This is a genomic window from Leifsonia aquatica (genome assembly GCF_014190775.1).
GTDB classification, from domain to species: Bacteria; Actinomycetota; Actinomycetes; order Actinomycetales; family Microbacteriaceae; genus Leifsonia; species Leifsonia aquatica.
Window position 1 is genome coordinate 72618 of record NZ_JACHVP010000007.1, and the last position, 25639, is coordinate 98256.

Below are 25639 nucleotides of genomic sequence, written 5' to 3' on the forward strand. Positions count from 1 at the left end.
GCAGCGCGACAAGGGCGCGACGAAGAGAGGGAGAAAGGATACGGCGGAATGGAGCCGGCTGCGGGACTCGAACCCGCGACCGCTCGCTTACAAGGCGAGTGCTCTACCAACTGAGCTAAGCCGGCGACGACGGCTGGCCCGTCGCGCACCATCCTAGAGGATGGCGTGAGGATCGTCCGGAGGCGTCAGCCGGCGGACGGGGTCGGCGTGGGAGTCGCGGTCGAGGAGTACTCGTCGCCCTGCGCCTGGAGGATGAACGCCTTGAAGTCGTCGGCGCTGGTGAGCGAGCCGGTGTATGGCTTGCCGTTCACGAGCACGAGCAGCGCGTTCGTCATCTTCTTCACGTCGGAATTCGGGATGGGGCCGCTCAGCGCGCGATCGCTCGCCGTGGTCACCCAGGTCTTGAAGCGGCCGTCGTCGATGCAGGAGTCGATGTTCGAGATGCTTCCCGCCTTCGCATCCGCGACGCGCTTCTTCAGCTGCTGGTCGCTCAGGCCGGGGCTGCCCTCCTTGGGCTGCTTCTCGAACAGCGACGCGTTGAACGCCCAGAACGCGGCGGGCGAGTAGTTGGCCACGCAGGCGGCCGCGTTCGCGGCCCGGAGGGAGTATTTCGTCCCGGCCGAGTGGCTCGTGTAGATCGCGACGGGGTGCATCTCGACGGTGACCGCGCCATCCTTCACCAGCGGCTCCAGCTCCGAGAGGTTGGTGCGCTGGAAGTCGCCGCACAAGTCGCAGAGGTAGTCGGCGTAGATGCGGATGTCGACGGCAGCACCGTTGGGGTCGGGCGTGCTGGCGACCGGCTTCGAGTCGGCGGCGAGGGCGGGGGTCGTCGCGACCTTGAGGCCCGCACCGACCACGACACCGTCGCTGGCCATGTTCTTCGGGCCCGGCACGGTCGGGCGGATGGCGCCGACGATGACGACGGCGACGATGGCGATCACGGCGAGCACGCCGATCGCGATACCGCCGCCGATCAGGGCCCTGTTGCGACGGTCCTTGCGCTGCTGGGACGTGCGGAGCTGGCGGGCTTTCTCCCGTGCGGCCGCGCGGACGTCGCCGCTCTCGTCGGGATCGGTCATGGGGGAATCACACTCTCGGGGTCGATCGGGGCTGCGCAGGGGGACGCAGCGGCGTCGTCGTGCACGAGTCGCACGCAACCGGACGATCGTATTGCGCCAGTCTGGGAATAGACCAGACGGTTGCTGGACGCGTGTGGCACGGCGTCGGCGCCTCGACCCACGGGGCGGTCGTCGACACCCTCGCCGATGCCATATTATGGGGGATTGCGGCGCCGATGCCCAACGGACGTCGACGCCACGTTCATCCATCACAACGGATCGTCCGGCACGTACCTGCCGGTGAAGGAGAAAAGAAAGAAATGGCGACTGTCACTTACGACAAGGCGACCCGGCTCTACCCGGGTTCCAACCGTCCCGCCGTGGACGCGCTCGACCTCGACATCGCGGACGGCGAATTCCTCGTCCTCGTCGGCCCGTCGGGCTGCGGCAAGTCGACCTCCCTCCGCATGCTCGCGGGTCTGGAAGAGGTCAACGACGGCAACATCTTCATCGGCGAGCGCAACGTCACCGACGTGCCGCCGAAGGACCGCGACATCGCGATGGTGTTCCAGAACTACGCGCTGTACCCGCACATGACCGTCGCCGAGAACATGGGCTTCGCGCTCAAGATCGCCGGCGTCGGCAAGGAGGAGCGTGCACAGCGCGTCCTCGAGGCCGCCAAGCTGCTCGACCTGGAGCCGTACCTCGGCCGCAAGCCGAAGGCCCTCTCGGGTGGTCAGCGTCAGCGTGTCGCCATGGGCCGTGCGATCGTCCGCTCCCCCCAGGTGTTCCTCATGGACGAGCCGCTGTCGAACCTCGACGCCAAGCTCCGCGTCCAGACCCGTACGCAGATCGCGTCGCTGACGCGTCGCCTCGGCGTCACCACCGTCTACGTCACGCACGACCAGACCGAGGCGCTCACCATGGGCGACCGCATCGCGGTCCTCAAGGACGGCGTCCTGCAGCAGGTCGGCACCCCGCGCGACCTGTACGCGCAGCCGAAGAACGTCTTCGTCGCCGGCTTCATCGGCAGCCCGGCCATGAACCTCTTCACGGCCGATGTCACCGATGGCGGCATCAAGTTCGGCAACGCGGTCGTCCCGGTCGAGCGCGACATCCTCGCCGCCGCCGGCACCGCCGTGACCATCGGCGTGCGCCCGGAGGACGTCGTCGTGTCGTCCACCGAGGGCAGCGGCCTCAAGGTGACGGTCGACCTCGTCGAGGAGCTCGGCGCCGACGGCTACCTGTACGGCCACTCGGACGTCGACGGCAAGCGCACCGACATCGTCGGCCGCGTCGACGGCCGCGTGCACCCGAACGCCGGCGACACCGTCTTCATCACGCCGAAGCCGGGCCACGTGCACGCCTTCCACGCGGAGTCGGGCGAGCGCCTCGGCGGCGCCGTCGTCGACTGAGGTCGCGCGCACTAGGCTCCAACAGGAATCACACTCTGCCGCAGTCCGTTCCCGGGCTGCGGCAGAGTGCTTTCCCCCTCAGCACCGACACCGGAAGGCACGCTCATGCCCGGCTCCGTCAACATCACCGCCGCGACCGTCGACCCCGCACTGCTCGACCTCCCGTGGAACATCCCACTGGACCAGTGGTCGGCCGAGCACATCGCGCTGCTGCCGAAGGGCATCAGCCGGCACCTCGTGCGCTTCGCGAACCTCTCGGGCTACGTCATCGCCATCAAGGAGACGACGGCCGAGATGGCGCAGCGCGAGTACGACATGCTCCGCACCCTGCAGCGACTCGACGTGCCCTGCGTCGACCCGGTGGCGGTCATCAAGAACCGCACCGACGACGACGGCAACGAGCTGAACGCCGCCCTCGTCACCCGCCACCTCAAGTTCTCGCTCCCCTACCGCGCGCTGTTCTCGCAGACGCTGCGCCCCGACACCGCCACGCGGCTCGTGGATGCGCTGGCCGTGCTGCTCGTGCGCCTCCACATCGTCGGCTTCTTCTGGGGCGACGTGTCGCTCTCCAACACGCTCTTCCGCCGCGACGCCGGTTCGTTCGCCGCGTACCTCGTCGACGCCGAGACCGGCCAGCTGTACGACGGTCTCTCGAACGGCCAGCGCGAGAACGACCTCGAGATCGCCCGCGTCAACATCGCCGGCGAGCTGATGGACCTGGAGGCCGGCGGCCGGATCGACGAGGAGCTCGACCCGATCAGCGTCTCCAACGGCATCGTCGCGGCGTACCGCTCGCTCTGGAAGGAGCTGACCGGCAGCGAGTCGTTCTCGTCGTCCGAGCGCTGGCGCATCAGTCAGCGGGTCGAGCGCCTCAACGAGCTCGGCTTCGACATCGAGGAGCTCGCGATCAAGACCTCGGACGCGGGCACCACCGTCCGCATCCAGCCGAAGGTCGTCGACGCCGGGCACCACCAGCGCCGCCTGCTGCGCCTCACCGGTCTCGACACCGGCGAGAACCAGGCCCGCCGCCTCCTGAACGACCTCGACTCCTACTCCGCCACCCTGGGCAAGCAGGGACTCGACGAGGAGGCGATGGCGCACGAGTGGCTGCTGCGCGTCTTCGAGCCCGTGGTCCGCGCCATCCCGGCGGACCTGAAAGGCAAGCTGGAGCCGGCCGAGGTGTTCCACCAGCTGCTCGAGCACCGCTGGTTCATGTCGCAGCGGGAGGGCCGCGACGTGCCGCTCGCGGAGGCCCTCACGTCGTACATCAACGACGTGCTCCGCCACCGCCGCGACGAGGCCACCGTGATCGCGCCGCCGACGGACACCATGAGCATCCCGACCATCCGGCGCGCCGCCGGCCTCGACGACGACGAGGACGACGACGACGACGACTGGCGTTCGAAGGTCTGACCGCCCCGCGCAGATCTCCTCCGTTGCCCGTGCCCGCGAGCGCTAACGGAGGAGATCTTGCGCGCACCACCGCGCGCCTCCTCCGTTCCCTGAATTCCGATACCCGGCGAGAGCAGGTCTCCTCCGTTGCCCGCGGGGCGCCCGGAGGCGGTCAGCCCGAGTCGCGCACCCGCAGGATCGCGTCGAGGCCGCGCCGGACGGTCTCGGCGGGCCGGTCCCCCTCCATCAGCTCCAGCAGGAGTTCGCCGCAGGCCCGGCCGAACTCGCGGGGCTGGAGGTCGACGGACGTGATCGGCGGGGTGTGGAACTCCATGATGAGACTGTCCACGCCCGAGACGAGCTTGATGTCGGCGCCCGGCCGCAGACCCAATGACCGGAGCAGGCCCGCGATGCGCACGGCGACCCCGTCGGCGCCGACCAGGATGGCGTCGACGCCCTGCTTTCTCGTCCAGTCCCCCAGTCGAGCAGCGAGCGTCGCGTTCTCTTCGTGGATGGTCGTGAGCAGCACGCGCGGCTCGAGCCGGCGCTCGGCGCACCAGGCGCGGTAGGCCGCCTCGAGCTCCTGCGCCCAGGCGGAGACCTGCTCCACGAGCAGCAGCCCGGGCTTCTGCGCGCCGTGGGCGACGAACCGGTCGAGCACCTCCCGGGTCGTGCGCGTGTTGGGCGACTCGACGATCCCCCACGGATCGGGGAAGCCGGGAGGCGGGGAGTCGCCGGTGACGACGGGCAGGCCCTGACCCAGGATCATCGCCGCGCCTTCGTCGTCGGAGTGCGGCTCGATGAGGATGAACCCGTCGACGGGGGGGAACGACTCGATCCGCGGGCTGGTGGGGGTGCTCGGGACGATGAGGAGCGAGAGATCGGCCTCGTGGAGCCGCTCGGTCAGGCCGAGGGTGGTCTCGGTGTAGTAGCCGAAGTGGACGGCCGACTCGGGCAGATAGAGCCCGACGGCGCCCGCCCGGGACTGGCGCAGCGCGCGGCCCAGCCGGTTGATGCGGTAGCCGGACTCCTTGGCGATGGCGAGGACCCGCGCGCGTGTCTCCTCCGAGACGCCCTTCTTGCCGTTCAGGGCGAGGGAGACGGCGGCCGCGGAGATGCCCGCGCGCTCGGCGATGTCGGCCAGCGTGGTGGTCGGCATCGTCGCTCCTCTCCCCCGCTGGACGGCCCGGGCGGCGGGTGTCGGGCCCCGATTGCATCCGGGCTCCATCGCATTGTATAGTCCCAGATTAATCGATCAAGTTCTTAATCGATTCAGTTCGGATTCCCCGAACGATTTCCTCCTTCGCCGCGCAGGTGCGGCGACGAAGAGATGGGTGGCACGTGGCAGTGGAGCTCGACCTCGCGTTCGTCGACGGCATGGTCTTCGACGGCCTCTCGGATGCGCCGCAGCGCCTCGACGTTGGCGTCGCCGGCGGCCGCATCGCCGCCCTCGGTGCGGATGTCGCCGCGGGCATCACCGAGCGCACCCGTGTCGTCGACCTCACCGGCCGCCTCCTGCTCCCCGGGCTCATCGACTCCCACGTGCACCCCGTCGAGGCCGGCGTCGAGCGGCTCAACTGCGACCTCTCGTCCGGCTGGAACCGGGAGGACTACCTCCGCATCATCCGGGAGTACGCGGACGCGAACCCCGAGCGCGAGTGGATCGTCGGCGGCGGCTGGCAGCAGGCCGCCTTCGAGGGCGGCGCGCCGCTCGCCGCCGACCTCGACGCGATCTGCCCCGACCGCCCGATGGTCATCTCCAACCGCGACCACCACAGCGCGTGGGTCAACTCCGAGGCGCTCCGCCGCGCCGGCATCGACCGCGACACCCCGGACCCGGTCGACGGTCGCATCGAGCGCGACGCCGACGGCACGCCCACCGGCACGCTCCACGAGGGCGCGCGGATGCTCGCCCTGCGCCTCGCGCCGCACGCCACCGCGGAGGAGCAGTACGCCGGACTCCTCGAAGCCCAGCGCCACCTCCACTCCTTCGGCATCACCGGCTGGCAGGACGCCCTCATCGGCGACTACGGCAACCACTCCGCCGCCATCGTCGACGCCTACCAGCGCGCGATGGACGAGGACGTGCTGCGCGCCCGTGTCAACGGGGCGATCTGGTGGGAGCGGGAGCGCGGCGAGGAGCAGATCGCCCGCATCGAGGCGCTGCGCGAACGGTTCCAGGACGAGCGGTTCCGCATCACGACGGTCAAGGTCATGCAGGACGGCATCGTCGAGAACCGCACCGCCGCGATGATCGAGCCCTACCTCCACCGCTGCGGCCCGGGCGAGGTGCACGACGACGGCATCTCGTTCGTCGACCCCGACCTCCTGGCCGGCTACGTCTCGCGCCTCGACGCCCTGGGGTTCCAGGTGCACTTCCACGCGATCGGCGACCGCGGCGTGCGGGAGTCACTGGATGCCGTGGAGGCCGCACGCGCGGCGAACGGCGACAGCGGGGTGACCCATCACATCGCCCACCTGCAGGTCGTGCACCCCGACGACCGCGCGCGGTTCGCCTCCCTCGGCGTCGCCGCGAACATCCAGCCGCTCTGGGCCTGCTACGACCCGCAGATGGTCGAGCTCAACGTGCCGCTGCTCGGCGCCGAGCGCACCACGACCCAGTACCCCTTCGCCTCCCTCCTCGCCGGCGGCGCGCACCTCTGCGCCGGCTCGGACTGGCCGGTCACGAGCCCGGACCCGTGGCTCGGCATCCACGTCGCGGTCAACCGCCGGATGCCGGCGTGGCACCCGGACCACAACGCCGAGGCGTTCCTCCCGAGCGAGGCCCTGCGCCTCGCCGACGCCCTGCGCGCCTACACCCACGGCGCCGCACGCATCAACGGCCGCGACGACCTCACCGGGTCGATCGCGGTGGGCAACTGGGCCGATCTGGCCGTCGTCGACCGCGACCCGTTCGCCCACCCGGCGGACACGATCGCCGACACCCGCACCATCGAGACCTTCGTCGCCGGGGAGTCCGTGTACACGGCCGTCCCCGCCGCGATCTGACGATCGCGCCCCGCACAGCACACCCCCAAGGAGACAGCACCATGAGAAATCGCACCCTCACCGTCCTCGCCGTGGCCGCCGTCGCCGCCGTGCTCACCGGCTGCTCCAGCGGCGCCGCGGGCAGCGCGGACCGGCAGACCGCCCTCACCGACCTGACGATCGAGAAGAGCTCCGCCGCGGCCGAGCTGCTGCCCGCCGACATCCAGAAGGCCGGCAAGCTCGTCATCGGCGTCGACCCGACCTACGCGCCCAACGAGTTCAAGGACAAGAACGGCGACCCGATCGGCTGGGAGATCGACCTGATCGACGCCGTCGCCGCCAAGCTCGGCGTGAAGACCGACTACCGCGTCGCCAAGTTCGACAACATCGTCCCGAGCATCCTCGGCGAGAAGTACGACATGGGCCTCGGCGGCTACTACGACACCAAGAAGCGGGAAGAGACGCTCGACATGGTCGACTTCTTCACCGCCGGCAACCAGTTCGCCTCCCCCTCCGCCAAGCCGATCACCGACGAGCTGGACGTCTGCGGCCTGAAGGTCGCCGTGCAGAACGGCGGCTCCGCGCCGCTCGTCTACCTGCCCGAGGTCGACAAGAAGTGCGAGGCGGCCGGCAAGGAGAAGGTCACGCAGCTCGGCTATGACACGCAGGACGACGCGACCGCGGCCGTCACGCTCGGGCGCGCGGACGCGATGGTCGCCGACTCCCCCGTCATCGGCTACGCCGCGAAGCTCAGCAAGGGCAAGCTCGTCACCTCGCCGATCTACGACTCCCTGCTGTCGGGCACTCCGGTGAAGAAGGACCGCGGCGACTTCGCCAAGGCCATCCTCGCCGCGCTGCAGGACCTGCAGAAGGACGGCAGCTACACGAAGATCCTGACCTTCTGGGGCGTGGAGAACGGCGCCCTCGACACCATGCAGATCAATGGCGCGACCGAATAGCGCCTCCGGCGTCGGTCTCCACCCGGTGACCGGCGCCCCGGCGATCCGCTCGACCCCGGTGCGCCACCCGTGGCGTGCCGTCGCCGGCGTGGTCATCATCCTCGCGATCGTCCTCTTCGTCATCGACGCCGGCCGGCGGGAGGCCTACGACTGGAGTGCGTTCGCGGAGTACCTCTTCGACCCGCGCATCGTCCAGGCCGCCGGCGTGACACTCCTGCTCACGGTGCTGTCGATGGTCATCGCCGTGCTGCTCGGCGTGCTGCTGGCGGTCATGCGCCAGAGCCCGAACCCCATCCTCCGCTGGGCGTCCGGCGTGTTCATCTGGATCTTCCGCGGCACCCCGGTGTACGTGCAGCTGGTCTTCTGGGGCCTCCTCTCGACGATCTACCGCACGATCGAGATCGGCATCCCGTTCCAGCAGCCCTGGCTCATCTTCGAGAGCATCGACCTGTTCGACGTGTTCTGGATCGCCGTGTTCGGTCTCGCGCTCAACGAGGCCGCCTACATGGCCGAGATCGTGCGCGCCGGCCTGCTCTCGGTCGACCTGGGGCAGAAGGAGGCGTCGACCGCCCTCGGCCTCACCCGGTCGCAGATGATGCGCAAGATCGTGCTGCCGCAGGCGATGCGCGTGATCATCCCGCCGACCGGCAACGAGGTCATCTCGATGCTGAAGACCACGTCCCTCGTCACGGCCGTGCCGTTCAGCCTCGATCTCTACACCCGCTCGCGCGACATCTCGGCGGAGACGCTCAACCCCATCCCCCTGCTCCTGGTGGCGTCGGTCTGGTACCTGGCGTTCACCTCGCTGATGATGATCGGTCAGCACTTCTTGGAGCGGCGGTTCGCCCGCGGCTTCGACCAGCGCAGCGGCGAGCACCTCCCCGAGCCGATGCCCGAGACGGCGGCGGTCGGCGCGACGGGTGCGGACCCGTCGGCTCCGTCGGCACCTCCGGTTCCCCCCACCCAGACGGAAGGAACGGGACGATGACCGACACCGCGATCGGCGCCCGGCCGATGGTCCGGGCCGAGGAGGTCCACAAGGCCTACGGCAACCATCACGTGCTCAAAGGCGTCTCGCTCGACGTGCACCAGGGCGAGGTGGTCTGCGTGATCGGGCCCTCCGGCTCCGGCAAGTCGACCTTCCTGCGCTGCATCAACCACCTCGAGAGCATCGACGGTGGACGCATCCTGGTCGACGGCTCCCTGATCGGGTACCGCCAGGCCGGAGACCGGCTGCACGACCTCAAGCCCAAGGAGGCCGCGGCACAGCGCCGGGACATCGGGATGGTGTTCCAGCGGTTCAACCTGTTCCCCCACCTCTCGGTGCTCGAGAACGTGACGACGGCCCCGATCATGGTCGGCGGGCAGAAGCCCGACCAGGCCGCCGCCCGCGCCCGCGAGCTGCTCGACCGGGTCGGCCTCGGAGCCAAGGCCAACGCCTATCCCGGGCAGCTCTCCGGCGGTCAGCAGCAGCGCGTGGCCATCGCCCGCGCGCTCGCGATGGACCCGAAGCTCATGCTGTTCGACGAGCCCACCTCCGCCCTCGACCCCGAGCTCGTCGGCGAGGTGCTCGACGTCATGAAGGGCCTGGCGCAGTCGGGCATGACGATGGTCGTCGTCACCCACGAGATCGGCTTCGCCCGCGAGGTCGGCGACACCCTCGTCTTCATGGACGGCGGCGTCGTGGTCGAGTCGGGCGACCCGCGCGCGATGATCGCCGACCCGCAGCACCAGCGCACCCGCGCCTTCCTCTCGCACGTGCTCTGACGCCCCCGAAGACGAAACCGCCGAGTACGCAGATCCTCTGCGTACTCGGCGGTTTTCGTCGTACTTTCTGCGTACTCGGCGGGAGCCGGGAGGGAGCCCGGAGGCTAGTTCGCGGGTTCGGCGCGCAGCTTCGCGATCTCGTAGAGCGTGACGCTGACGGCGATGCCCGCGTTGAGGGACTCCGTCGCGTCGCTGATCGGGATGGAGACGACGGCGTCGCAGGTCTCGGTGACGAGGCGGGACAGGCCCTTGCCCTCGCTGCCGACGACGATGACGACCGGCCGGTCGGCGAACGACAGGCCGGGCAGCGAGACGTCGCCGCCGCCGTCGAGACCGAGGACGAAGACGCCCGCCTGCTTGTACGCCTTGAGCGTCTGGGTCAGGTTGGCGGCCATCGCGACGGGCGTACGGGCAGCCGCGCCGGCCGAGGTCTTCCACGCGGAGGCGGTCATGCCGACCGAGCGGCGCTGCGGCACGATGACGCCCTGGCCGCCGAACGCGGCGGTCGAGCGGATGATCGCGCCGAGGTTGCGCGGGTCGGTGATGCCGTCGAGGGCCACGAACAGCGGCGTCTCGCCCTTGCGCAGGGTGAGATCCAGCAGCTCACCCGGGTGCGCGTACTCGTACGGCGGAACCTTGAGTGCGACGCCCTGGTGCACGGCGTCACGGCCGGCGAGGCGGTCGAGCTCGGGGCGCATGATCTCCAGCACCGGGATACCGCGGCCGGTCGCGATGGAGAGGATCTCCTTCATCCGGTCGTCCATCTCCACGCGCGCGGCGATGTACAGCGTCGTGGCCGGGATGCGCGCGCGCAGAGCCTCGAGCACGGAGTTGCGGCCGGTGACGATCTCGCTCTCGTCTCCGGACTTGGCGCGACGTGCAGCGCCGGAGGCACCGCGCGGTGCGGCGTCACGGCCGCCGCGGCCCGCCTGCTTTGCCGCGGCGCGCTCGCGCAGCACCTTGGCCTTGTGCGCGACGTGGTACTCGCGGTCCTCCGCCTTCGGCGTCGGGCCCTTGCCCTCGAGCGCGCGGCGCCCGTTGCCTCCGCTGCCGACCTGGGCGCCCTTGCGCCCCTTCCTCACGGCACCGCCGCGGGACTTGCCACCCGAACTCTTCATGCTTCGATACTCCAATGCGACCCCGTCGGGGTGTCTTCGATGGTGATGCCCGCGCCGATCAGCTCGTCGCGGATGCGGTCGGCAGAGGCGAAGTCGCGCGCCTGCCGGGCGGCCTGACGGTCGTCGAGCAGTCGCGAGACGAGCTGGCCGAGCGCCGCGTCGGCGGCGGACGAGCCCGAACGGCTCCACTGCGGGGACAGCGGGTTGATGCCCAGGACCTCGGCCATCGCGAGGGCCTGACCGCGCGCGGATGCGGCGGCCTCCAAGTCTTCCGCATCCAGCGCCGCGTTTCCTGTGCGCACGGTGTCGTGCAGCACGGCGAGCGCCTGCGGCACGGCGAGGTCGTCGTCCATCGCCGCGGCGAACGCGTCGGGGACGACCTCGGCGCCGCTGCCGGCGAAGCGGGTGCCGGCGAGCCGGCGGTCGACGCGCTCGAAGAAGCCGGCGATGCGGTCGAGGGCCGCCTCCGCCTCGGCGAGCGAGCCGTCGTGGAAGTCGATGGTGGAGCGGTAGTGCGCCGAGCCGAGGTAGTAGCGGACGACGAGCGGGCGCGCGGCGCCGAGCAGGTCGGCCGCGTAGACCGAGTTGCCGAGCGACTTGCTCATCTTCTGCCCGTTGACGTGCACCAGACCGTTGTGCACCCAATAGTTGGCGAAGGCGTCGCCCGCCGCGGTCGACTGGGCCAGCTCGTTCTCGTGGTGCGGGAAGCGCAGGTCGAGGCCGCCGCCGTGGATGTCGAACTGCGGTCCGAGGTAGCGCCGCGACATCGCGGAGCACTCGATGTGCCAGCCCGGTCGCCCGTCGCCCCACGGGGAGGGGAAGGCCGCCGACTCGGGCTCGTCCGCTTTCCGGCCCTTCCAGAGGGCGAAGTCGCGCGGATCGCGCTTGTCGCGCGGGTCGGCGTCGGCCGCCGCCTCCATGTTGTCGATGCTCTGCCGGGTGAGCTCGCCGTACGCGGCCCAGCTCTTCACGTCGAAGTAGACGTCGCCGGAACCGTCGGCGGCGGCGTACGCGTGCCCACGCTCGATCAGCCGCGCGATGAGCTGCTGCATCTGCGGGATGCTGGCGGTCGCACGCGGCTCGTACGTCGGCGGCTGCACGCCGAGCGCCGTGTAGCCGGCGGTGAACTCCAGCTCGAAGCGGTAGGCCAGCGCCCACCACTCCTCGCTGCTGCCCTCGGCCTGCGCCGCGGCGGCGTTGATCAGGATCTTGTCGTCGATGTCGGTGACGTTGCGCACGAGGGTGACGTCGAGCCCGCGGTAGGTGAGCCAGCGGCGCAGCTGGTCGTAGACCAGGGCCGAACGCAGGTGCCCGATGTGCGGCGACGACTGGACGGTGGGACCGCACACGTACATCCCCACGGCGCCGGGGCGGAGGGGGACGAAGTCGCGCAGGGCGCCGACCTTCGTGTCGTAGAGTCGCAGAGTCACGGCATACAGCCTACGGGCCGCGCGCCTCCGCCGCTCAGCGCGGGAGCAGCAGGGCGGTCGCGAAGACGGCGACGCCCTCCCCGCGGCCGGTGAAGCCGAGACCGTCGGTGGTCGTCGCACTGACCGCGACCGGGGCTCCGAGCACCGCCGAGAGCACCTCCTGCGCCTCCGCCCGCCGGGGCGAGAAGATCGGCCGGTTGCCGACGATCTGCGCGGCGACGTTGCCGATGCGGTAGCCGCCCTCCTCGACCAGGCGACGCGTCTCGGCCAGGAAGACCTCGCCGCGCGCGTCGGCGAAGCGCGGGTCGCCGGTGCCGAAGACGCTCCCGATGTCGCCGAGGCCCGCCGCCGACAGCAGGGCGTCGACGATGGCGTGCGCCACCGCATCGCCGTCGCTGTGCCCGGCGAGGCCGCGCTCCCCCGGCCAGTGCAGGCCGGCGAGCCAGAGCTCGGCGTCGGCGTCGAACGCGTGGGTGTCGCTGCCGAACCCGGTGCGCGGGGCGGCGGAGGCGCCGAGCAGCTCTTCGGCCCGGCGCAGATCCCACGCCGTGGTGATCTTGAACGCGTGCGCGTCGCCCGGCACGACGGAGACGGGATGGCCCGCCGCGGCGACGAGTCCGGCGTCGTCGGTCTCGTCCCGCTCGGCGGCGGCGTACGCGGCCAGCAGCTGGTCGCGCGGGAAGCCCTGGGGGGTCTGGATGGCCGAGAGCGCCGAGCGGTCGACGGTCTCGTGCACCGTGCCGTCGCCCGAGACGCGCTTGATCGTGTCGCTCACCGGCAGGCCGGGGATGACGCCGTGCCCGGTCGCGCGGACCGCGGAGACGACGGCGTCGAAGAGGGAGGGCGGGGTCAGGGCGCGCGCGGCGTCGTGGACGAGCACGATCTCCGCACTCGGCACCAGGGCGGCGAGCCCCGCGGCGACGGACTGCTGCCGGGTGTCCCCGCCGGCCACGACCACGACCGGCGCGAGATCGCCGAGCGTCGCGTCGGCGAGCGCCCGTGCCTCGTCCACCCGTTCGCGCGGCGCGACCACGATCGTCTGCACGGGCTCGGCCAGGCTGCGCACGGCGGCGAGCGAGCGCTCGAGCAGGGTCCGGCCGGCCAGCCGGACGAACGCCTTGGGGAGCCCGGCGCCCAGCCGGGTGCCGCTCCCGGCGGCGACGACGACGACGGCCACGCGAGGGTCCGGGATGCTGCTGTTCACCCCACGAGACTACCGGGACGCCCCTGCCGCCCGGCGTGGGCCGGACGGCAGGGGCGCCGGAAGGGGTCAGGCCGCGCGGCGGCGTCGTCCCCGGATCAGCAGCGCCGTCGCGCCGCCCCCGATCAGGAGGAGCGCCAGTGCCGCGGCCGCGACCGGGAGCGTGCTGCCCGTGTCGGCGAGGCCGCCGGCGGCCGCCGCGCCTCCACCGGTCGCGCCGGTCGTACCGATCGCCGCGATCACGACGCCGATGCTCCACAGCTCACCGGCCGCCGTGCGGACGACGAGTCGGTGGGAGCCGGCCGTCGCATCCACCGGGATGGTGCCGAGCAGGGTGACCGCCCGGCCGTCGCCGACCGCGGAGGCGATCGTGACGGGCGTCGAGTGGAACTCGAGCGCGTACTCCGTCCCGACCACCGTCGGGTCGACCGTGACGGTCACGGCATCCCCCGGCTTCAGTGTCGCTCCGTCGGTCAGCGCGTGTCCGGCGGCGTCGGTCGCTCCCGAGACGGTTGCGACCGGGTCGGGTGCCTTGGCCCCCACCACCACCGTGTTCGAGGCGATCGTGGCGGGCGCGAACCCGTCCGCGGTCGCCGTGACGGAGACGCCCAGGGGCAGTCCCTCGTCCGCGGGCTGCGGCGTGTAGGAGGCTGCAGCCGCGTCGGTCACGACCGCGACGCCGTCCACCAGCCAGGTGTACCGCAGGGTCGCCCCCGCGGGATCCGTCGACGGAGTCGCCGTCACCGGCTCGGCGACACGAGCGCCGGCGAGGTCGGGCACCGCGAGCACGATCTCCCGCGCCAGCGTCACCGAGTAGGTGCTCGTCGCGGAACCGTCCTCACTGGTGACGACGACCGAGCCGACGTAGCCGTTGGCCGCGGAGGGCTGGGTGACGACGGCCGTCGCCTTGGCGTCCACCGGCACGGCCGCGACCTCCGGAACGGCCGCCCCGCGGGTCGCGACGGTGTAACCGGTGGTGCCGGTCGCGAACCCGGCGACCGGGTCGCCGCCGACGCTGAGCGCGGCGAGGCCGGCGACGGTTCCCGCGCCCGCGGTCCGGGCGTAGATCTGCACCTCGGCGATCGTCATGTGCGTGTTGGCGTACGCGGTCATCACGATCCGCACCTTCGAAGTGTTCACGCCGCCGAGCGCGACGTCGACGACCGGCGCAGTCCCGTCGGCCGGGATCGGCACGGCGGTCGGCGAGCCCGGTGCGTCGAGCCAGTTGCCGGAGGCGTCCGCGTACTGGACGGTGATCTGGCTCGGCCAGCTCGTGGTCGAACCGTCCTTGTAGGCGTAGAGCGTGACGTGGTTCACCGTCTGCGTGCCGCCCAGGTCGTACGTGAGCGTGCTCGAGGTCGGCTTGTTCGTCGACACCCAGTTCGACCAGCCCTTGTCGGCGAGGTTGCCGTTGCGGGTGTTGTCGGCGGAGTAGCCGGACTCGGTGGAGGTCGCGGTCGCCTTCGTCGTGGTGTCGACGGCGACGTTGCGCTCCGACGGGGTGGTGACGATCAGCGACAGGGTCGCCGGGAGAGCCGGAGCGGCCGGGTCGTTGGACGCCGCGGTCCCCGGGACCGTCACGACGCCGGGGTTCGCGAGCGTCGCATCCGTGACGCCGCTCCAGTCCCAGGTCACGGCGGCGTCGTGCGTCGCACCGGAGGCTCCGACGTGGGCGGGCACCGTCGCGGGGGCCACCCCGCGAACCGTTGCCGCGGACGCGCCCGCGAACGTGGTGAGCGACACCGGGTCCGTGCGGCTGTACCCGCCGACATCCACCGTGGCGATCGCGGAGTCGAAGGCGTGGCCGTAGAGGTCGGTCCCGGAGCCGTGCACCGTGATCGTGCCCGGTGTGCTCCAGTCGATGCCGGCCGTGTCCCAGGTGACAGCGACGGGCGAGCCCGCACCGCCGCGGTAGACCGGGACCACCGTCGACGGGAGGGCCGGAGCCGTCCCCGCGAGGGTCGCGACGGCGACCGGCTGCACCGAGACGAGCGCGGTGCCCTGGAGCGTCCAGAGCTGGTTCGCGCCCGTGTTCGATCCGTAGACGCCGACCGGGGCGTTCTCGGCGGTCGACTGACCGCCCACGTCGAGCACCGAGCCGGCGGCGACGCTCAGGAGGCTGTACCGCGCGCCGTCGACGGTGGACAGCATCCACTGCGCCGACGCGTCGGTCGCGGCCGCACCGTCCGCGAGCGCCTTCACGGCGGTCCCGGCGGAGGTCGCCGTGAGGTACCGGCCGGAGCCGTCCTGCAGCGTGTAGCGCTCGGTGTTCGCCGCGCCGGACGTCAGCTTGCGCACGGTCCACGCCTGGGTGGAGGCCGCCGACGCCGTGGTCGCGGACGAGGTGATGGTCGCGGTGCCGGTGGCGCTGCCCGTCAGGTTCTTCCCGCTCTGCACGCCGCGCAGCTGGTAGGAGTGGCCGTCCTGCAGCGGGACGGCCGTCTCGGCGACGCCGTGCACGCCGCGCACGACGAGGGTGGTGACCGACTTCGCCGGCACCGTGACGCGGGCGGACTTCGCCCCCGCGTCGACCGGGATCGCCGCCTTCTCCACCAGGGCGTTCGCCGTCGGATCGCTGGCGGGCGACTCGGTGGTGACGATCGGGGTGACCGTCGCACCGGCGTCGACGGCGCCGAACTTCGTGAGGTCGAGGGTGAGGTCCTCGGGCGTGGTGCCGGCGTTCGTGTGGACGAGCGTGACCGTCGTGCCGTCCGCACCGAGGGCGGTCGTGGTCGCGGTGTTCGTCGACGGGATGATGTGGTCGCCCGGGCGGATGTAGTGCGTGAAGTTGCGCACGGTGTTGTACTTGGCGTTCGTCACGACCTTGCACGACGGGTCCGCGTCGCCGTCGGCGAGACGGCGCACCGAGTTCCCGTCGGCGTTGCAGTCGAAGTCGATGTCGATGCTGCCCCAGTTGAGCTTCTCGACCTTCTGCATGTTGTAGTAGTCCTCGACCGGCTGCCAGAAGACCCAGGCGCTCGGCTCGAGCTCGCGCAGGTCGTCCGTGATGTGCGTCGCCATGCCGATGCCGTTGTTGATGTTGGTCTGGTTGTTGACGCCGGTGCCGTCCCAGTCGCCCTCGACCTCGCTCATCCAGAGGTCCTTGCCGTTGGCCTTCGCGACATCGCGCACCTGGGTGCGGCCGCTCGTGCCGTAGGTGTGCACGTTGAGCTGGTCGACGGCCGCCTTCGACTGCTGCGACCAGCCGTTCCAGTCGGTGATGAAGGTGGAGGGGTTGGTCTCGTCCATCGCCGAGATGCTGGCGTCGGTGGTCGTCCCGCTCTTCGCGAGCTCGGCCTGGAGCGCCTTGATCACCGTGTCCTGCAGCGCGGGCCCGATGTGGGCGCCCTCCTGGCCGCCCTTCTTCGGCCAGCCGGTCGCGGAGTCGATGTTCGTGCCCCAGTAGTTCGTGTTCGGCTCGTTGAACGGGTCGATGGTGTCGAAGCTGATCCCGCTGGTCTGCTCGATGTGCTGCACGACCGTCTTCAGGTACGTGACGTAGTCCGAGACGCTCGAGGTCTTCAGCTGGTCGCTCGAGGCGTTGAAGTTGCCGGAGACGTAGCCGCTGTTGGTCATGAAGTACGGCGGGGAGTTGCTGAACGCCTCCCACTTCGTGATCTTGTCCTTCAGCGCGTCGATCCACCAGCGCTGGGTCGCATCGGCGGTGAAGTCGTAGGAGGCGGGGTCGTCCGCATCCCAGGCCGCGGCGAGGCGGTCGCGGTCGGCGTAGGTGCTCGTGATGGCGCCCTGGGCGTCCGTGGCGGTCACGTCCGGGTTCCACCAGCCGTCGACGGCGCCGCCGGCCCGCAGGTAGGAAGGCACGTCGGTGGCGTTGCCGCCGCCGATGTTGTACCGCGCGATGTTGAGGTTGAGCCCGTCACTGCCGAAGACCTTGTCGAACAGGTCCTGGCGCACGGCCTCGGGATACCCGCCGGTCGCGTTCGCGAACCAGACGAGGCTGGTGCCCCAGCCCTCGAACGCGGCGTTCTGATAGGCGGGGTTCGGAGTGATGGTGACCGCGGTGGCGGTGGCTGCTGCGGCGGGGTTCGGAGGAGCCGGGATGCTGACCACGCTTCCGGCCGCGGCGAGGGAGCCGACGGCGAAAGAGGCGAGCAGCAGCCGTCGAAGACGTGACGACACTGTCAGGTGACCTTTCGATTCTGGTTATGTTGACGTCAACATGTTTACGTCAACATGGCAGAGTCTGGCCTACGCCTCCCGCCGAAGTCAACGCCTGATCTCGAAGCGGGCGTCACATGACGGCGCACATTCCCGCGGCGACATGTCCCCACAACGTATGCGGCCCCGCGACCAGGAAGGTCGCGGGGCCGCAGGAGAAAGCAGGTGAGTCGCTAGGACGCGAGGACCTCGTCGAGCAGGCTGGAGGCCTTCTCGTCATCGGTCTTCTCCGCCAGGGCGAGCTCGGAGATCAGGATCTGGCGGGCCTTCGCCAGCATGCGCTTCTCGCCGGCCGAGAGGCCGCGGTCCTGATCACGGCGCCAGAGGTCGCGGACGACCTCCGAGACCTTGATGACGTCGCCCGACGCCAGCTTCTCCAGGTTCGCCTTGTAACGGCGGGACCAGTTGGTGGGCTCCTCGGTGAACGGAGCGCGCAGGACCTCGAAGACGCGGTCCAGGCCCTCTTTGCCGATCACGTCGCGGACGCCGACGAGGTCGACGTTCTCAGCGGGGACCTCGATGGTCAGGTCCCCCTGGGTCACGTTGAGCTTGAGGTACAGCTTCTCTTCACCCTTGATGATTCGTTTCTTGACCTCGGTGATCGTTGCAGCACCGTGATGGGGGTAAACGACGGTTTCGCCAACCTCGAAAAGCATAGATATGTTGTCCCTTCAGCAAAGAATAGGATACCACACGAGGCACATGCTAAGGTTCTCCCTCGCACCCTCCCGTGCCCCCGAAGCGCCCTCGCGCATACGCTAAACTCGACTCGAATCTCCGCTTTCTGACAAGGCTGCACCGCGCCGTCGAGCGGAACGATCGGGAGGGTCATCCAGTGAAAGCTCGAGTCGCGGCGTCCGTCGTCCTCGCCCTGACGGTGGCATTCGGCACCGCGGGCTGCGGCCTCATCGCCCCGCAGGCCACCACGAAGCACTACGACGCGAGCGACGGCGTCAGCGGCAGCGTCGGCACCATCGACGTGCGCAACGCGATCATCGTCACCGACGCGTCCGGCGGCACGGTCGGCAGCCTCGTCGTGACCCTCGTGAACACCGGCTCGACCGCCCAGCGCGTCGCCGTCACGGCCGGCGACAAGAGCACCGACCCCGCGTACGTGACCGTCGACGCCGGCCAGACCAAGAAGGTCGGCACCGAGCCGAAGTCGACCTCCGGCAACGTCTTCTTCTCGCCGTTCTCGACGCTCCCCGGCAGCCTCTTCCCCGTCTACTTCCAGTACGGCGACCAGACCGGCGTCCAGCTGCAGGTGCCCGTCCTCGACGGCGCGCTCCCCGAGTACGGGGACCTCGTCCCGCCGACCGCACTGCCGACGGCCACGCCGACCGCCGTCCCGACGCCGGGCGAGACGTCGACTCCGGTTCCGACGGAGACCGCTGCTCCGTAGCACGCGCCACCACGTACGACGAAGCCGCCCCTCGCTGCGAGGGGCGGCTTCGTCGTTCCGCGGTCGGGGCCGCGCGTCAGGCGTTGAAGCGGTAGCCGAGGCCGCGCACCGTCACGAGCATCTGGGGCTCGGAGGGGCTCTCCTCGATGCGCGACCGGATGCGCTTGATGTGCACGTCGAGCGTCTTCGTGTCGCCGAAGTAGTCGCTCCCCCACACCCGGTCGATGAGCTGACCGCGGGTGAGCACGCGCCCGGCGTTGCGGAGCAGCAGCTCCAGCAGCTCGAATTCCTTCAGCGGCATGGAGATCTCGGAGCCGTTCACGGCGACGGTGTGGCGGTCCACGTCCATGCGGACGGTGCCGGCCTCCAGGATGCCGTCGTCCTCGAGCTCCTCCGCGTCGACCCGGCGGCGGAGCACCGCGCGGATGCGGGCGAGCAGCTCGCGCGACGAGTACGGCTTGGTCACGTAGTCGTCGGCCCCGAGTTCCAGCCCCACGACGATGTCCACCTCGGAGTCCTTGGCGGTCAGCATGATGATCGGCACGTTCGAGCGCGAGCGGATCTCACGGCACACCTCCGTGCCCGGGATGCCCGGGAGCATCAGGTCGAGAAGCACCAGGTCGGCTCCGCCCTTGTCGAACTCGGCGAGGGCGGTCGGGCCGTCCTCGGCCACGGTCACCTCGTAGCCCTCACGGCCGAGCAGGTACGCGAGCGGCTCGCTGAGCGCGGCCTCATCCTCGACGAGCAGGATGGATGTCACAGGTTCTCTCCTATCGGGGGACGAACGGTGGAGGCTTCGGGCAGCCGGATGGTGAAGGTGGAGCCGCGGCCGGGCTGCGACCAGACGCGCACCTCGCCGCCGTGGTTCTGCACGGCGTGCTTGACGATCGACAGGCCGAGGCCCGTGCCGCCGGTGTTGCGGGAGCGGGCCTGGTCGACCCGGAAGAACCGCTCGAACACGCGGTCCAGGTCGTCCTCCGGGATGCCCTCGCCCTGATCGGTGACCGCGATCTCGACGACGCCGTCGAGGGTGCGGACGCCGATGCCGACGCGGGACTCGTCCGGCGAGTACTGGATGGCGTTGGAGATGAGGTTGTCGACCGCGGTGACGAGCAGGCTCTCGTTGCCGAGCACCTCCGCGGCCTTCTCCCCGCGCATGGCGATCTCGATGCCGCGCGCCTCCGCCGCCACCCGGTTCTGGTCGATGGCGGCCTTCACGATCTTCGCGGCGGAGAGAGTGCGGGCGTCGCCGAGCGCATCGGTGGCCTGCAGCCGGCTGAGCTCGATGATGTCGCGGGTGATGCGGGCCAGCCGGTCCGCCTCCTCGCTCAACCGGTGCGCGAACCGCCGCACCTGCTCGGGATCGTCGGAGGCGCCGTCCAGGGCCTCCGCAAGCAGTCCCACGGCACCGATCGGCGTCTTCAGCTCGTGGCTGATGTTCGCCACGAAGTCGCGGCGCACCGAGTCGAGACGGAACGATTCCGTGCGGTCCTCCGCGAGCAGCAGGATGTAGCGGGACCCGAGGCGGGCGACCCGCACGCTCAGATGGATGTTCGCGTCGCCGAACGGTCCGCGGGCCAGCTCGCACTCCTCCGTCACCGGTTCGCCGGAGCGGCGGACCCGGTCGACGAGCTCGACGAGGTGCGGGTGCACCAGCGTCCCGCCCCACACCAGGCCGATGGCGTGCGCCCCCGGGGAGGCCTTGATCACGTTGTTGGACGGGTCGATCACGACGCCGGCCGACTCCATCGCGTCGAGCACCTGGTCGACGCCGTCGGGCACGGCCGGGTTCACCACGGCCGCGGCGTGGTCGCCGCGCCGGGCGGCGATGTGCAGGATCCACACGAATCCGGCGCCGACGGCGAGGCCCAAGCCCAGCGAGAGCAGCACCAACCAGGCGGAGTCCATGCGGCAAGCGTATGGGATGGCGGAACGCGCGGGTGGCCGCGTGCCCCGTTCCGCCGCGTGTTTTCGCGGGTACGTTAGACAGTGTTCGGGCTCAGGTCACCCACTGTTAACCTGGTGCGGCGAACATGCTGAGCGGGGTCATTCGACCCCCGCATCCCGCGTGCCCGCGCACGCCCAGGAAGGATCCCACCCCCCATGCGCGAAGTTTTCCAGCAGGAGCTGGCCGAAGTCCAGGACCGCCTCGTCGAGATCGCCGAGCTCGTCGTCCGCTCGATCCAGGATGCGACGCGGGCCTTCAACGAGTCCGACGTGTCGCTCGCCGAGGACGTCATCGCCAACGACAAGAAGATCGACGAGCTCACCGTGCTCCTCGACGAGCTCTCCATCCAGATCCTCGCCCGGCAGCAGCCGGTCGCGCGTGACCTGCGCATCGTCGTGAGCGCGCTGCGCATCAGCGCCTCGCTCGAGCGCATGGGTGACATGGCCGAGCACATCGCCCAGCTCTCCCGCTACCGCTTCCCCGACAAGGTCGTGCCGAAGGGCCTGCGCAGCACCTTCGCCGAGATGGGGCGCCTCGACGTCGCCATCGCGGAGAAGCTCGCCGAGCTTCTGCGCTCCCAGGACATCCGACTCGCGGACGAGATCCGCAACGACGACGACGACGTCGACGAGCTGCACGCCAGCGTGTTCGACAAGGTCCTCGGCGAGACCTGGAAGGGTCAGGCCGTCGACACCGTCGACGCGACGCTCGCCTCCCGGTACCACGAGCGCTTCGCGGACCACGCGGTCTCGATCGCCAAGAAGGTGCAGTACCTCGCGACCGGCGACTGGGCTCCCGAGCTCGCCTCCTGAACCCACCCGCGCTCGAAAGAAAACCGCCGAGCGGGCGAATACTTCGCCCGCTCGGCGGTTTTTCGTGCACTTCGTGCCGTCTGGCGGCTACTTCTTGCCCTGCGCGGCGACCGCGGCGGCACCGGCGGCGGCGGCCTCCGGGTCGAGGTAGTAGGCCGGCTCGGTCGGGCGGAAGTCCGCGTCGAGCTTGTAGACCAGCGGGATGCCCGTCGGGATGTTGAGCTCGGCGATGTCGTCGTCCGAGATGCCGTCGAGGTGCTTCACGAGCGCCCGCAGCGAGTTGCCGTGCGCGGTGACCAGCACCGTCTTGCCCTCGGCGAGACTGACCGTGATGTCGGACTCCCAGTACGGGAGCATCCGCTCGATGACGTCCTTCAGGCACTCGGTGCGCGGCAGGTCGTCGCCGAGGCCGGCGTAACGCGGGTCGTGCGCCTGCGAGAACTCGCTGTCGTCGTCGAGCGGCGGCGGCGGCACGTCGAAGGAGCGGCGCCAGAGCTGGAACTGCTCGGGGCCGTACTTCTCCAGCGTCTCGGCCTTGTCCAGGCCCTGCAGGGCGCCGTAGTGGCGCTCGTTGAGCCGCCACGAACGCTTCACGTCGATCCAGAGCCGGTCGGAGACGTCGAGCGCGTAGTTCGCGGTCTGGATCGCGCGCGTGAGCACGGAGGTGTAGAGGATGTCGGGCTGGAGGCCGGACTCGGCGAGCAGCTCGCCGGCACGCTTGGCCTCGGTGACGCCCTGCTCGCTGAGCCGGACGTCCACCCAGCCGGTGAACAGGTTCTTCTGGTTCCACTCGCTGTTGCCGTGGCGGAGGAGGATCAAAGTGTAGGGCGCGGACATGGCTCCTAATCTACCGTGCCGGGTACGGCAGACTGGAGCGATGGCTTCCGGTGCGATCGGCACGGTGACGCGTGGCACGACCAACACCAACCGGCTGCGCCGCGTCGACCGCTGGGTCGCGGCCCAGCCGGTGCTCCGGCGCACCTCCGACCCGCTCGTCGTCGACCTCGGCTACGGCGCCAGCGGCGTGACCGCGCTCGAACTGCACCAGCGGCTGGCGAAGGCGCGACCGGATGTCGAGGTCGTCGGCCTGGAGATCGAGCCGGCCCGGGTGCGCACCGCCGAGGAGCAGCTCGTGGCGGTGCGCGCCGGGCAGACCGGCTTCGCGCCCGACGCGCGCATCCGCTTCGCCCTGGGCGGCTTCGAGGTGCCGCTACCGGACGAGCGACGCGCGGCCGTGATCCGCGCGTTCAACGTGCTGCGGCAGTACGACGAGGGGGAGGTCGCGGCCGCGTGGAACCGGATGCTGGCGCGGCTCCAGCCCGGCGGACTGCTGGTCGAGGGCACGTGCGACGAGATCGGGCGCATCGCGAGCTGGGTCGCGCTCGATCCCGGCGGACCGGTCTCCCTCACGGTGTCGCTGCGCCTCCGCGGGTTGGAGGCGCCGTCCGTCGTGGCGGAACGGCTGCCGAAGGCGCTCATCCACCGCAACGTGCCGGGCGAGCGCGTGCACGCGTTCCTGACCGAGCTGGACCGGTTGTGGCGCATCCACTCGCCACTGGCGGCCTACGGACCATCGCAGCGCTGGATCGCCGTCGCGCAGGGCATGCGCGACGCCGGCTGGCCCATCAGCGGCGGCCGCTCGCGCTGGCGGCTCGGCGAGCTGACCGTCGCGTGGAGCGCCGTCGCGCCCGCTTGAGGCGCCTCGAACGCCCCACATTTGGCGCGAATGTCGAGTTCGGGCGCCGCATTCGCGACATTTGGTGCACATGTGCGGGAGGGATGCGGTGGTCGTCAGGCGCGCGGCCGACGCGTGACCGCACCCAGCCGCGGGAGGTGCGGGATCTGCGCCTCGGCCCCGGCGCCGGGAGGCACGACGACCTCCTGCGCGGCCGCCACCAGCGTGCCGTCGGCGTCGACCGTGAGGGTCTCGTCCGGGGCGGTGCTGCGCTTGACGACGGCGAGCGCGATCGGCCCGAGCTCGTAGTGCAGAGCGGTGGAGGTCACCGTGCCGACCTCCTTCTCACCCAGCGAGACGGAGGCGCCTCGCACCGGGTGCGCACCCTCGGAGCCGTCCAAGTGCAGCATCACGAGGCGGCGGGGCGGGTGGCCGAGGTTGTGGACCTTCGCCACCGTCTCCTGCCCGCGGTAGCAGCCCTTGTCGAGGTGGACGGCGCTGCGCAGCCAGTCGAGCTCGTGCGGGATGGTGCGCTCGTCGACCTCGGTGGAGAACCGCGGCCGCCAGGCGGCGATGCGCAGAGCGTCGGCCGCCGACGCGCCGGCAGCGGTCAGCTCGCCGCTCTCGACGCGGGCGACGATCGACTCCAGGGCATCGCGCGGGACGAGGCGCTCGCTCCAGGTCCACCCGGCTCCGGGATGCTCGCCCTGCGCGTACTGGTGGCCTCCGACCGCCACGGCGCGCCACGGGTCGTGCCAGATGAGCGGCACCCCGTTCGGCGCGGCGATGGGGAGAGGCGGATCGCCGAGGGTGCCGATCGTCGCGAGGTCGTCGCTGCGGTCGGCGAGTTCGACGCGGAGCATGAAGCGCATCCGGTCGAGCCACGACAGCAGGCCTTCGACCTCGGGGCGGTCCACGAGCAGCCAGAGCGTCTCGCCGTCCTCGACGAGCCGGACCGCGTGCTCGACCCGGCCGGTCACATCCAGCAGAAGCGTCTCTGACGACTCCCCGGGCTGCAGGCGGGTGAGCGCCTGACTGGTGAGCGAGTTGAGCCAGCTCAGCCGGTCCGGCCCGGTGATGGTGAGGACGGCGCGGTCGGAGAGGTCGACGATGGCACGGCCCTCGGCGAGCGCGCGCTGCTCCCCGAGCGGGTTGCCGTAGTGGGCGGGGACGCCGGCCTCGGCCGTCGCTCCCGGAATCGCGGCAGCGTCGACGGCGCCGGGCAGGCGGAGGAACGGCGAAGCGGTCATCACTCCGCCTTGGCGAGGCGGGCGGACGCGTGCGTCCGGAGCTCCTGGCCGAGCGCGGCGATGTCCCACGCCCAGAGGAGGTGGTTCTCGACGAGCCCGTACAGGCGGGTGGCCGCCGTGTACTCCTTGGCGCCCGCGGTGCGCACGACGGCGTCGGTCGCCAGGTCGATGCGCGGTCCGCTCACCTGGCCGAGGTAGAGCTCGCTGACCCCGTCGGGGTGGATGACGGAGACGTCGATGTCGAAGGCACCGTTGGAGTTGCGCAGCGTCTCAACCGCCTGCGCCGTGCCGAACGGCCTCGGGCCGGAGCCCGGCAGCATCGCCGGCCCCTGGTCGCCCTCGATCAATTTGCGACTGAGCCGCCAATAGCCGGTCTCGGCCGCGAGCGGGGTCTTCTCCTCGTCGAGGATCCAGGAGGTCGACGAGTAGTTGAGGTACGGCTGGCCGTCGTGGCTGAAGCTCACGCGCTGGCCGAATTCGAGCTCGGTGTGCTCGTCGCCGACGGCGTAGTCGAGCACGCCGGTGCCCTCCCAGACGCCTATGAGCCAGGAGAGCGGCACCAGCTCGGAGGGGAGGTCGGTCGGGATCTCGATCATGACGTGACCGCTCCCCCGCCTAGCGCTGGCCGCGGAAGAGGTTGTAGACGACCAGTCCGGAGACGCCGAGGATCGCGAGGGTGGCCAGGCCCAGCAGGCCGACGAAGAGGAGTTCGAGAGCGACGAGCATACGGAGAGTCTATGTCAGCCGGCGGCCGAGACGATGGCGAGAACCGCTCCGGTGATCCCGAGGATGACGAAGCTGCCCGTGAGCGTCGCCGCCAGACGGTTGACGAAGCCGTCCTTGCGCTGGGTCGCGAGCTGGGCCGCGAACGCCAGGAGCACGCTCACGCCCAGGGCGAGCGAGAGCCAGGAGGCGTATGCGCTGTGCGGTGAGAGGACGCCGATGAGCACCGCAAGCACGATCGAGACGGCCCAGACGGAGCCGACGCTGCCGTACAGAGCGGGTCGCGGCATCGGCTCCGGCGGCTCGACGGCCGCGGCGGGCC

The 25639-nt window shown here is 70.7% G+C and carries 22 protein-coding genes and 1 tRNA gene; 9 read left to right on the top strand and 14 right to left on the bottom strand.

What is annotated here, in order from left to right; all coding sequences use genetic code 11:
• Positions 1 to 49 precede the first annotated feature (49 nt).
• Together FHX33_RS20900 and FHX33_RS20905 are read right to left on the bottom strand one after the other, a co-directional pair.
• A tRNA-Thr gene (locus FHX33_RS20900) sits at positions 50 to 125 on the bottom strand.
• 60 nt (positions 126 to 185) lie between these two features.
• Positions 186 to 1079 carry a DsbA family protein gene (locus FHX33_RS20905; RefSeq protein ID WP_021763189.1) on the bottom strand — a complete coding sequence of 298 codons (894 nt, stop codon included), beginning with the start codon at positions 1077 to 1079 and terminating at the stop codon, positions 186 to 188.
• A gap of 299 nt (positions 1080 to 1378) precedes the next feature.
• On the opposite strand from FHX33_RS20905, the gene FHX33_RS20910 reads away from it, so the two are divergent.
• Positions 1379 to 2473, top strand: a complete 1095-nt coding sequence (locus tag FHX33_RS20910; RefSeq protein ID WP_021763190.1) for an ABC transporter ATP-binding protein — start codon at positions 1379 to 1381, stop codon at positions 2471 to 2473.
• A 105-nt stretch (positions 2474 to 2578) separates the two neighbouring features.
• Positions 2579 to 3886, top strand: coding sequence for a DUF4032 domain-containing protein (locus FHX33_RS20915; protein ID WP_021763191.1), 1308 nt, complete (start codon positions 2579 to 2581; stop codon positions 3884 to 3886).
• Between the two features lie 151 nt (positions 3887 to 4037).
• On the opposite strand, the gene FHX33_RS20920 is transcribed toward FHX33_RS20915, so the two are convergent.
• Positions 4038 to 5024, bottom strand: a complete 987-nt coding sequence (locus FHX33_RS20920; protein WP_021763192.1) for a LacI family DNA-binding transcriptional regulator — start codon at positions 5022 to 5024, stop codon at positions 4038 to 4040.
• 182 nt (positions 5025 to 5206) lie between these two features.
• On the opposite strand from FHX33_RS20920, the gene FHX33_RS20925 reads away from it, so the two are divergent.
• Genes FHX33_RS20925 through FHX33_RS20940 form a run of 4 tightly spaced genes read left to right on the top strand, consistent with a single transcriptional unit; the run spans position 5207 to position 9579 of the window.
• Positions 5207 to 6874, top strand: coding sequence for an amidohydrolase (locus tag FHX33_RS20925; RefSeq protein ID WP_155829030.1), 1668 nt, complete (start codon positions 5207 to 5209; stop codon positions 6872 to 6874).
• A gap of 41 nt (positions 6875 to 6915) precedes the next feature.
• Positions 6916 to 7812, top strand: a complete 897-nt coding sequence (locus FHX33_RS20930; RefSeq protein ID WP_021763194.1) for an ABC transporter substrate-binding protein — start codon at positions 6916 to 6918, stop codon at positions 7810 to 7812.
• Positions 7796 to 8800 carry an amino acid ABC transporter permease gene (locus FHX33_RS20935; protein WP_021763195.1) on the top strand — a complete coding sequence of 335 codons (1005 nt, stop codon included), beginning with the start codon at positions 7796 to 7798 and terminating at the stop codon, positions 8798 to 8800. Before FHX33_RS20930 ends, FHX33_RS20935 begins: the two co-directional genes overlap by 17 nt.
• Complete coding sequence (locus FHX33_RS20940; RefSeq protein ID WP_276511772.1) at positions 8797 to 9579, top strand: amino acid ABC transporter ATP-binding protein; 783 nt, start codon at positions 8797 to 8799, stop codon at positions 9577 to 9579. Before FHX33_RS20935 ends, FHX33_RS20940 begins: the two co-directional genes overlap by 4 nt.
• A gap of 104 nt (positions 9580 to 9683) precedes the next feature.
• Here the strand turns inward: FHX33_RS20940 and rlmB are convergent, their stop codons facing one another.
• The 5 genes from rlmB to FHX33_RS20965 form a co-directional block, all read right to left on the bottom strand.
• Positions 9684 to 10697 (bottom strand): 23S rRNA (guanosine(2251)-2'-O)-methyltransferase RlmB, encoded by a 1014-nt coding sequence (gene rlmB, locus FHX33_RS20945; protein ID WP_183428940.1) that lies wholly within the window; start codon positions 10695 to 10697, stop codon positions 9684 to 9686.
• On the bottom strand, positions 10694 to 12127 hold the full coding sequence (gene cysS, locus FHX33_RS20950; RefSeq protein ID WP_021754767.1) for a cysteine--tRNA ligase: 1434 nt from the start codon (positions 12125 to 12127) through the stop codon (positions 10694 to 10696). Before cysS ends, rlmB begins: the two co-directional genes overlap by 4 nt.
• 34 nt (positions 12128 to 12161) lie before the next feature.
• Complete coding sequence (ispD, locus tag FHX33_RS20955) at positions 12162 to 13331, bottom strand: 2-C-methyl-D-erythritol 4-phosphate cytidylyltransferase (RefSeq protein WP_183428941.1); 1170 nt, start codon at positions 13329 to 13331, stop codon at positions 12162 to 12164.
• A gap of 66 nt (positions 13332 to 13397) precedes the next feature.
• The gene (locus tag FHX33_RS20960) at positions 13398 to 17468 is read right to left on the bottom strand and encodes a glycoside hydrolase (protein ID WP_183428942.1); all 4071 of its coding nucleotides are present in this window, start codon (positions 17466 to 17468) and stop codon (positions 13398 to 13400) included.
• Positions 17469 to 17680: 212 nt separating this feature from the next.
• Entirely contained in the window at positions 17681 to 18163 is a 483-nt protein-coding gene (locus FHX33_RS20965) for a CarD family transcriptional regulator (RefSeq protein WP_021763858.1), read from the bottom strand.
• Between the two features lie 179 nt (positions 18164 to 18342).
• On the opposite strand from FHX33_RS20965, the gene FHX33_RS20970 reads away from it, so the two are divergent.
• Complete coding sequence (locus FHX33_RS20970; RefSeq protein ID WP_021763857.1) at positions 18343 to 18909, top strand: hypothetical protein; 567 nt, start codon at positions 18343 to 18345, stop codon at positions 18907 to 18909.
• A gap of 76 nt (positions 18910 to 18985) precedes the next feature.
• Here the strand turns inward: FHX33_RS20970 and FHX33_RS20975 are convergent, their stop codons facing one another.
• Complete coding sequence (locus FHX33_RS20975) at positions 18986 to 19669, bottom strand: response regulator transcription factor (RefSeq protein WP_021763856.1); 684 nt, start codon at positions 19667 to 19669, stop codon at positions 18986 to 18988.
• Complete coding sequence (locus FHX33_RS20980) at positions 19666 to 20817, bottom strand: sensor histidine kinase (RefSeq protein ID WP_021763855.1); 1152 nt, start codon at positions 20815 to 20817, stop codon at positions 19666 to 19668. Before FHX33_RS20980 ends, FHX33_RS20975 begins: the two co-directional genes overlap by 4 nt.
• A gap of 195 nt (positions 20818 to 21012) precedes the next feature.
• On the opposite strand from FHX33_RS20980, the gene phoU reads away from it, so the two are divergent.
• Complete coding sequence (phoU, locus tag FHX33_RS20985) at positions 21013 to 21669, top strand: phosphate signaling complex protein PhoU (RefSeq protein WP_021763854.1); 657 nt, start codon at positions 21013 to 21015, stop codon at positions 21667 to 21669.
• Between the two features lie 87 nt (positions 21670 to 21756).
• Here the strand turns inward: phoU and FHX33_RS20990 are convergent, their stop codons facing one another.
• Complete coding sequence (locus FHX33_RS20990; protein ID WP_021763853.1) at positions 21757 to 22506, bottom strand: phosphoglyceromutase; 750 nt, start codon at positions 22504 to 22506, stop codon at positions 21757 to 21759.
• Positions 22507 to 22546: 40 nt separating this feature from the next.
• On the opposite strand from FHX33_RS20990, the gene FHX33_RS20995 reads away from it, so the two are divergent.
• The gene (locus tag FHX33_RS20995) at positions 22547 to 23365 is read left to right on the top strand and encodes a class I SAM-dependent methyltransferase (protein ID WP_183428884.1); all 819 of its coding nucleotides are present in this window, start codon (positions 22547 to 22549) and stop codon (positions 23363 to 23365) included.
• Positions 23366 to 23460: 95 nt separating this feature from the next.
• Here the strand turns inward: FHX33_RS20995 and ygfZ are convergent, their stop codons facing one another.
• The 3 genes from ygfZ to FHX33_RS21010 all read right to left on the bottom strand — a co-directional run.
• On the bottom strand, positions 23461 to 24594 hold the full coding sequence (gene ygfZ / locus FHX33_RS21000) for a CAF17-like 4Fe-4S cluster assembly/insertion protein YgfZ (RefSeq protein WP_021762828.1): 1134 nt from the start codon (positions 24592 to 24594) through the stop codon (positions 23461 to 23463).
• Positions 24594 to 25190: a heme-binding beta-barrel domain-containing protein gene (locus FHX33_RS21005; RefSeq protein WP_021762827.1), complete on the bottom strand. Its 597-nt coding sequence runs from the start codon at positions 25188 to 25190 to the stop codon at positions 24594 to 24596. Before FHX33_RS21005 ends, ygfZ begins: the two co-directional genes overlap by 1 nt.
• Before the next feature lie 144 nt (positions 25191 to 25334).
• The coding region (locus tag FHX33_RS21010; protein WP_221209774.1) for a hypothetical protein at positions 25335 to 25639 on the bottom strand (305 nt) is incomplete at its 5' end.